Genomic DNA, 7,253 nt, shown 5'->3' on the forward strand with positions numbered 1-7,253 from the left:
AAGGCCGCCAATTGCCTTGTGAGCCCGAGCGGAGGTCGCTGAAGTCCCGCGTCCCGCCCATGTCCCCTTCCCTGCCCTTCCTCCTCGCGCCCCTGGCATTGACCCTGGTGACACCCCTCGCCGCGGAGCTGCCGGTCCCCCGCCTGGTCAAGGACATCGACCAAAGGATTGGCGACAACAGCTCAGACCCCACGAACTTCCACGAGGTCGATGGCAAGCTGCTCTTTTCCGCGCTGGCGCCCTATGGCGATTCCCGCGTCTGGATGAGCGATGGCAGCGCCGCCGGCACTCAACAGGTGGTGAATCCCGTGCCGGATCTCGTGGCGACCTGGGACCCGAAGACATGGGTCAAGGCCGGCGGGAAGAGGTTCTTCGCCGCCGCTCGCGCCGATGGTGGCGGGATGCGGCTGTGGACTCACAGCGACGACGGGACCAGCTCCGTCACCGCCGAACTCGCCGCCTTTCCGGAGCCACCGCAGCAGCTCACCGCCTGCGGCGATCTGCTCTACTTCACCGTAAAGCACGGCGCGACCGGCTTGGTGCTCTGGCGCAGTGATGGGACCGCCCCCGGCACAATTCCCCTGACCCTCGCCGACCCCGGCAGTGCCCCGGCAGGCAGCGGCTTTTCCTATCTGACGAAACTAACAGCCGCCGGCGATGAGCTTTGGTTCGCGGCGAACACCCTGCACCTCTACCGCAGCCGCGGCACTCCTGAGACCACCGTCGAGCTCGACTACATGTCAAAATTCCGGGACGGCGGGATTGCGGAAATTGTCGCCGCGGACCAAGGGATCTTCTTTACCTGCAAGGGCGGCCAAAACTACCAAGACATCCTCGTGAAGACCACGGGGACCTTGGAAAGCACCATCAGCCTCGGCGGCGCGAATTGGGACGCGCCCCCCGACCAATGGCGCGATCCGGAAAATCTCCACTACTGGAATGGCGCGCTCTACTTCACCGCGTGGACCCCTCAAAAGGGCGGCCAGTTGTACCGCAGCGATGGCACGCCCGGCGGCACCGCGATGGTGAAAACCATCGGAGGGCCAAGAACCGTCGCTCCAGACATCCTCGGCACCACGGACAGCTTCATGTTCCTGGAGGCGGACGACGGCAAGCACGGCAGTGAACTCTGGCGAAGCGATGGCACGGCCAAAGGCACCTATCTGGTGAAAGATATCACCAAGGGCCCCGGCGAAACTTACCTCGGGCATTCCGCAGTGGCCGGTGGCAAGCTTTGGTTCAGTGGTCCGGCCGGCAGGGCATGGGCTGCCCTCTGGGTCAGCGATGGCACGGCCAAGGGCACCCGCCGGCTGAAGAGCTTCACCGAATACGGCTCCGGCTTGCATGCGATCGGCCGCGCCGGCGGGACCTGCTATTTCTCCGCCAACGATGTGGTCCACGGCTATGAGTTGTGGCAGAGCGATGGCACCCCGCGCGGCACCACCCTGCTGAAGGATCTCGCCGATGGCGGCCGCGATGGCGTGAGCGATGCCGCGAATGTCGCGGTCCTCGACGGCAACTACTATTTCTTTGGTAATAACAGCAAGGACTGGCGCGACCTCTGGCGCAGCGATGGCAGCAGCGCGGGCACGGTCATGGTCCCCGAATTCAGCAAAGGCCGCAGGCCGCCCTGGCTCACCGACCTCAGCTCTGTCGGCGGACGACTGATGGTGGCGATCGACAATGGCTGGAAGGTCTGGAGCACCGACGGCACGCCCACGGGCCTGATCAAGGAACAAAACTTCCCCGGCGAACCGAACCCGGATCGGGTGGCGGAGGCCGGCGGCAAGAGCTTCGCCTTCATCGACAAGGCCATCTATCTCCTGCGCCCCGGTGATCGCAATGGCCCGCTGAAACTCGAGCAAGGCCTGCCCAATCTCTTCTTCCGGAAGGGCCCCATAGTGGCCATGAAGGACCGCGTCTACTTCCCCTTGCTGGGTGACGGCCGCCCACCGGCGCTCTGGACTTCAGACGGCACGCTGGCAGGCACCGTGGAGGTGAAGCAGCCCGGCGGCGCCATCGCCTCGGAGGCACCCCGCGAACTCACCGTTTTCAATGGGGCCCTCTATTTCCTGACCAGTCATGACTTCAAGTCCCGGCTGTGGAAGTCCGATGGCACTGCGGCCGGAACCACCGTGCTTTCCGAGTCTTGGGACGGGGATTGCAGGTACTTCAGGCTCCAAGCCTGCAATGGCAAGCTCTGCCTCTTCGGGGCCAGCTCGAACGCCGGAATGACGCGGATCTTCACCACGGATGGTAACAGCGCGCCGGTCTTGCAGACCTCCTTCCCCACGGGCGACAGCTCGCTGACGATGCTCCACTCAACAGGAGACGAGATCTACTTCCCGCATTTCCACTATCCTCCGGGAGGCATTGCCATGTGGCGCACGGATGGCACGGCAGAGGGCACCTTCGTCTTGAAGGACAGCGTCGATCCCGCGCCCCCCACCACACCGCCGGTCCCTCCCCAGCCGGTGACGGTGGGCCCATGGACCTACTTCGCGGCGAATGACGGGATGCACGGGCTCGAACTATGGCGCACCGATGGCAGCCCGGCGAACACGGTGATGATCGCCGATCTGCTGGATGGCCCGCTTGGCTCATGGCCCCAGGGCCTGCGCCGGATCGGCGACCGTTTGCTCTTCACCGCGCTCACCCACGGTGGCCGCGAGCTGTGGGCGATCGATGATGCCGGTGCGGCAGCGGCGGCTAGCGCTCCCCTGTCCACTCCGCTCATGGCGGCAGCGGCCTCCGCGGAGGAAAATCCGGAAGCCCTGCTGCGCCACGCCTTCAATGTCGCGCAAGCCGGCGACACCACGCCCGTGATTCCCGGCAGCGGCACGGCTGGCTATCCTGCCGTCAGCACCACCGGCCAAGTACTGCTCGTGGAGTACTTGCGGCGGAAGGACGGCAGCCTGATCTACACGCCCCAGTATTCCCCATCGCTGGAGCCCGGCAGCTTCCAAGCAATGACTGGCAGCATCACCCTCACCACCATCGATGCCGTGTGGGAACGCGTGGTGGCCGAGCAAGCCTACGATCCTGCCACTACCCCACGGATTTTTGCACGGGTTGAGGTGAAGGCGGCCAAGTAAGAGCGAGCGGACAAGCATCTCTCCTTCTTCATACTCGCGAGGGTCAGTCTCAGGCCCACCACTCCGGGGCGGAAAACAAATCCCCGGACAGTTCGCACAATTGTTAGCAGTCCCCGGCGACGGCTCCATTTCCGCCGCCATCCCCGCAAATTCCACGAAGCACTCTCCCGCAGCAGCGATCTGCCCCGCACCGTTGACGCCCCTCTCCTGTTCCGATAGCGTCACCCCGTCCCGACTGAACCTCCTGTAAATGGCGACGGAAACGCTCAGCTTCCTCTGCCCGCATTGCGAAATCCGGCTCACTGTTCCGGTCACGCTGGCGGGAGTTAAGGGACCTTGCCCGAATTGCCGGCTGCCGATCACGGCGCCGACACCCGCTACCGGCCCATCGCCTTTTGGCGAGGCCCAAGCTAACACGGCACCCGCACCTGAGCCTGCGTCCCCGCTGCCCTCAATGCCTGCCGCTGCAAATGCTCCGGCGGCTCCGGCACCCGATTCATCTCCGCCGTTGACACCTGCCCCGGTGGCGGTGGCTCCGGCATCGTCTCCAGCAGCCCAAGCGGAACTGCCACTCGCCGCGCCTGAGCCCCGGCGCGCTGAAGAAGCTCCCTTCGCCGAGCCTCCGGCCGAGGCTGCTACTGCTCCACCGGACACCGCGCCAGCCGACGCCGAGGAATCCGCGGCCCCCGAGGGCCCGAAGATCCGGCCAGAGCCGCGTGGCATGAAGGATCGCCCGCTGGCCTCCCCGATGTCGGTCCGCCATAGCACGGAGGATGAGCGGATGCGCCGCCAGAGCCCGATCCTGTCACCTGCACGCCGGCGCGAGCCGTCCCGGGTGATGCTCGCCCTGATTCCCGCCGTCTTCTGCGCCGCAGCCACCATCTTGAGCGGCCTGCTGCTGGCCTACTACCTGCCGAATGGCCCGATCCGCGCGGCCCGCCGCGCCAGCGAGCCACTCAACCTGCCCGCCGCGCCGAATCCCCAGCAGAAGTCTCCCGCCAACCCGCCCACGGGTGGCGGCAACGATCCATCGGCTGCCACCCCACAGCCCGCGCCTTCTCCCGAACCCGCCCCCGCTGCGCCGACAGTCGAGCCCACTCCGCCGGAAAATTCCGGGCTCACCGACGCCCGATCCAACCGGGAAGAGGAAGTTTCCGCTGCCGTCCGTGCCAATCAGGCACTCGATGCCTTCCTCAAGGCCAAGGAGGCCCAAGCCCGTGTCGGCTTGGTGGAACCGGATGCGACACTGGAGCAACTCCAAGGCTGGCCGGTGACTCGCGGACCACTCTGGGAGGTCGCCCAGATCGCCTACGATCTGCCCCAGCACAATCCCAAGGAGCAGATCACCGACTACCCTTACCGCGTCACCTTCCTCATCCCGAACCGCAAGAGCGTGGAGTTTTCCATGCTGGTGCGGCAGCGCGGAGCCCAGCCGCCGCGGGTCTTCTTGCCCGCTTTCCTGGATCTCGCCGGCGGCCGCCTCGCCACCTACACCCGCGAGCCGAATACCCTGGAGCCCGCGACCTTCCATGTCGTGCTGGAACCGCTCTCCAGTTGCAACGAGGACGGCATCCCGAACCCCGACCGCAAGTTCACGCTGAAGCTGCTGCCCTGTACTAACGGTCGTGAGATGGTACGGGCCTACGTTTCCACCGGCTCACGCTTCAAGAAGATGCTGGATGAGCCGGAGTCCTCCCTGCGCTGGGGCATGCGCCTGCGCAGCACCGTGACCCTGCAGTGGAATCACAAGGAGGATCCCAAGCATCCCTACCTCGAATTGATCGATATCAATTCGCTGGGCTGGAACCCCTGAGCTTGATCATCCCCGCGGCATTCAGCGCATCGTAGCCGCCGTGCAGGGCCTTGACCTCCGGCAACATGCCGAAGTCGCGGAGCTGCCGCGCCGTTTCCTTGCTCACGGTGCACTTCACGCCGTTGCAATAGACCACCGCCTTGTGGCCCTTCATGATCGCCTCCATGTTAGCCTCGATCTGCTGGTCGAAGGGAACTTGACCCATGGTGGTGATGTGGATGGATCCTTCCAGACCGTCGCGCTTCCAGTCCGCTTCGCTGCGCGCATCGATCCAGAGCACATCGCCCCACTCGGCCTTGACCGTCGCCAGGCAAACTTCATCAGGCGAGATCTGCTTGGGATCGCAGGGCACTGAACGGTCCGGTGGCCCGGCAATCTTCCAAGTGCCGACCGCACCAGCAGTCGCCAGCAGCAGCACCAGCCCGAGCTCCGCGATCGTTCTCATGGTTGTTGCGGCTGCGTCGCGGCAGCACTCGCCACCGGTTTGCGGACCACCGTGAACAGCCGCTGGGCAGCGTGCCGCTTCAATTCGCAGTCCGTCTGGATGTGAATCACCCCCATCGACAAGGTCTCGGTATTCTTCGGCGTGACCAGGATCTCGTACTTCTTGCCGTCCTCGACCGTCTTCAACTCCTGGGTGAAGCGGTTGTCATCGGCGCTGGACAGCGACAGCACGTGAATCGGCTTCTCGTAATGCATCGTCACCGTGACGGTCTTCGGCTTGGCTTCCTCACCGCTGAACCAGGTCAGCGTCTTCGGCTCCACCGAAACCAACTCGGGAATCGTGATGCGGGAGATCAGGTTCACCGAGGGCTCATCTTCCTTGTCGCCGTTCAGGCGCAGTTGCACCGCCTTGTCGATCGTGCCGGCGAGTGCGCTCAGCTCGAACTCCGCGCGGATCACTCCGCTCTCCCCCGGCGCATACTTCAGCTTGTCCGCTGGCTTGATCGAAGCCGTGATGCAGGAGCAACTGGCACTATAGTTCAAAATCTCCACCGTCTCCTTCGACTCGTTCTTGAAGGGGAACTCCGCCACCACCTTCTCCGCATCCGGAGCCACCTTGAATTCGCGGAGCATCGTCTCGAATTTCAGCTCCGCCGCCGTCAGGGGCAGGCAGAGCGCGCAGAGGGCCGGCAACAGGAATCGCATGGCTTACTAATGACCCGGTCGGGGCCGCGGCGCAAGCCCGGGCAAGGCGGCCCAAAAGATGGTCCGCATCCTACTTCTTCGGCGCCGCGCCCACTGCCGGCGGCTTCACCAGCGTGAAGAGATTGCGGTTCGCCTGCTTCTTGTAAGGAGAGTCAGTCTCGATCCGCACCACACCGTTCGAAGCCGTCGCGGTCTGCGCCGGGGTCACGGTGATCTCGTATTTCTTGCCTTCTTCGAGTGTCTTCCACTCCTGCGCGAACTTGGGGTCCGCACCGGACACCTTGGTGATCTTCGTGGGCCTGTCGCCACTCATCGTCACGATCGCCTTCTTCGGCTCCGGCTTCTCGCCGATCTCCCAGATCAGCGCCTTCGGCTCCAAGCTGACCAACTCGGGAATCTTCGCCACCATGGTGAGCACGTGGGAAGGCGCAATGGCCGGATCGCCCTGCAACCACAGCCCCATCTTCTTCTCCACCACACCGGTAAGCGCGGTGGTATCCATGGAGAGACGGATCACGCCGCCCTTGCCGGGCTCGATCAGCATGCCTCCCTTGATCTCTCCGCTCAGGCACTCGCACTCGCTCTTATAGTGGTCGATCACCACGGGCTTGTCGCCCTTGTTCTCGAATTTGAGATCGACGTGCGCGGAAGTCGCCTCGAAGGGCACGTCCACGCTGAGTGTGGTGGACTCGAAAGTCAGTGTGCCCGCTGCCAGCGGCAGCGCCGCGGCAAGAAAAAGTGCGAGGATCATCTTCATGGCTTGCCCCCCTTCTCCGGCGACAGCTCCACCGAGAGGATCAGGCGTCCGCCCTTCCACTCCGGGCCAAGGATGAACAGCGGCTTGCCGTAGGTCAGTGCCGCATCGGTCTTGAGGATCTTCTTGCGGCTGAGCCACAGCTCGAGGTCGAGCCGCATGGTGTCGTTGTTGAGCAGATTGCTCTGCGGCTCGAAGCGCAGCATCACCTCATCGCTCGCCGGCTGGAAAGGCTCCGCCCAGTTTTGATAGCTGCGATAGAGCATGCGGTGGTCCCGCGCCAGCTCCAGATACTTGGTATACTTCAGCTTCTGCTCCTTCGTCAGGCGCGCGGCGATCTCTGCGGAGGCGTCCTTGGCACGCGGTCCAGCGGCAGCCGGATCCCCGTTGGTGCCTTGGTAGACGATCACCTTCACCGAGCCGATGACCTCTTTGCCGGGAT

The 7,253-nt window shown here is 64.4% G+C and carries 6 protein-coding genes; 2 read left to right on the forward strand and 4 right to left on the reverse strand.

Annotation, left to right across the window (positions count from 1 at the left end; genetic code table 11):
• Positions 1-59 precede the first annotated feature (59 nt).
• Both BV071_RS09845 and BV071_RS09850 read left to right on the forward strand, forming a co-directional pair.
• Entirely contained in the window at positions 60-3,095 is a 3,036-nt protein-coding gene (locus BV071_RS09845; protein ID WP_035605727.1) for a hypothetical protein, read from the forward strand.
• A gap of 508 nt (positions 3,096-3,603) precedes the next feature.
• Complete coding sequence (locus BV071_RS09850; protein WP_265594282.1) at positions 3,604-4,908, forward strand: hypothetical protein; 1,305 nt, start codon at positions 3,604-3,606, stop codon at positions 4,906-4,908.
• Here BV071_RS09850 and BV071_RS09855 read toward each other — a convergent pair.
• The 4 genes from BV071_RS09855 to BV071_RS09870 all read right to left on the reverse strand — a co-directional run.
• Positions 4,883-5,353 (reverse strand): rhodanese-like domain-containing protein, encoded by a 471-nt coding sequence (locus BV071_RS09855; RefSeq protein WP_035605737.1) that lies wholly within the window; start codon positions 5,351-5,353, stop codon positions 4,883-4,885. The two genes, BV071_RS09850 and BV071_RS09855, sit on opposite strands and share 26 nt — an antisense overlap.
• Positions 5,350-6,057: a DUF1573 domain-containing protein gene (locus BV071_RS09860; RefSeq protein WP_035605739.1), complete on the reverse strand. Its 708-nt coding sequence runs from the start codon at positions 6,055-6,057 to the stop codon at positions 5,350-5,352. Before BV071_RS09860 ends, BV071_RS09855 begins: the two co-directional genes overlap by 4 nt.
• A 70-nt stretch (positions 6,058-6,127) precedes the next feature.
• Positions 6,128-6,808: a DUF1573 domain-containing protein gene (locus tag BV071_RS09865; RefSeq protein ID WP_265594283.1), complete on the reverse strand. Its 681-nt coding sequence runs from the start codon at positions 6,806-6,808 to the stop codon at positions 6,128-6,130.
• A gap of 2 nt (positions 6,809-6,810) precedes the next feature.
• Positions 6,811-7,253, reverse strand: a 443-nt coding sequence (locus BV071_RS09870; RefSeq protein WP_035605744.1) for a hypothetical protein, incomplete at its 5' end; no start/stop codon positions are given.

This window comes from Haloferula sp. BvORR071 (genome assembly GCF_000739615.1).
Lineage (GTDB): Bacteria > Verrucomicrobiota > Verrucomicrobiia > Verrucomicrobiales > Akkermansiaceae > Haloferula.

Excerpts from the sequence above, each read along its gene's own strand:
- BV071_RS09845 (WP_035605727.1), top strand. The coding sequence starts at position 60 with ATGTCCCCTTCCCTGCCCTTCCTCCTCGCGCCCCTGGCATTGACCCTG.
- BV071_RS09865 (WP_265594283.1), bottom strand. The coding sequence starts at position 6,808 with ATGATCCTCGCACTTTTTCTTGCCGCGGCGCTGCCGCTGGCAGCGGGC.
- BV071_RS09860 (WP_035605739.1), bottom strand. The coding sequence starts at position 6,057 with ATGCGATTCCTGTTGCCGGCCCTCTGCGCGCTCTGCCTGCCCCTGACG.
- BV071_RS09855 (WP_035605737.1), bottom strand. The coding sequence starts at position 5,353 with ATGAGAACGATCGCGGAGCTCGGGCTGGTGCTGCTGCTGGCGACTGCT.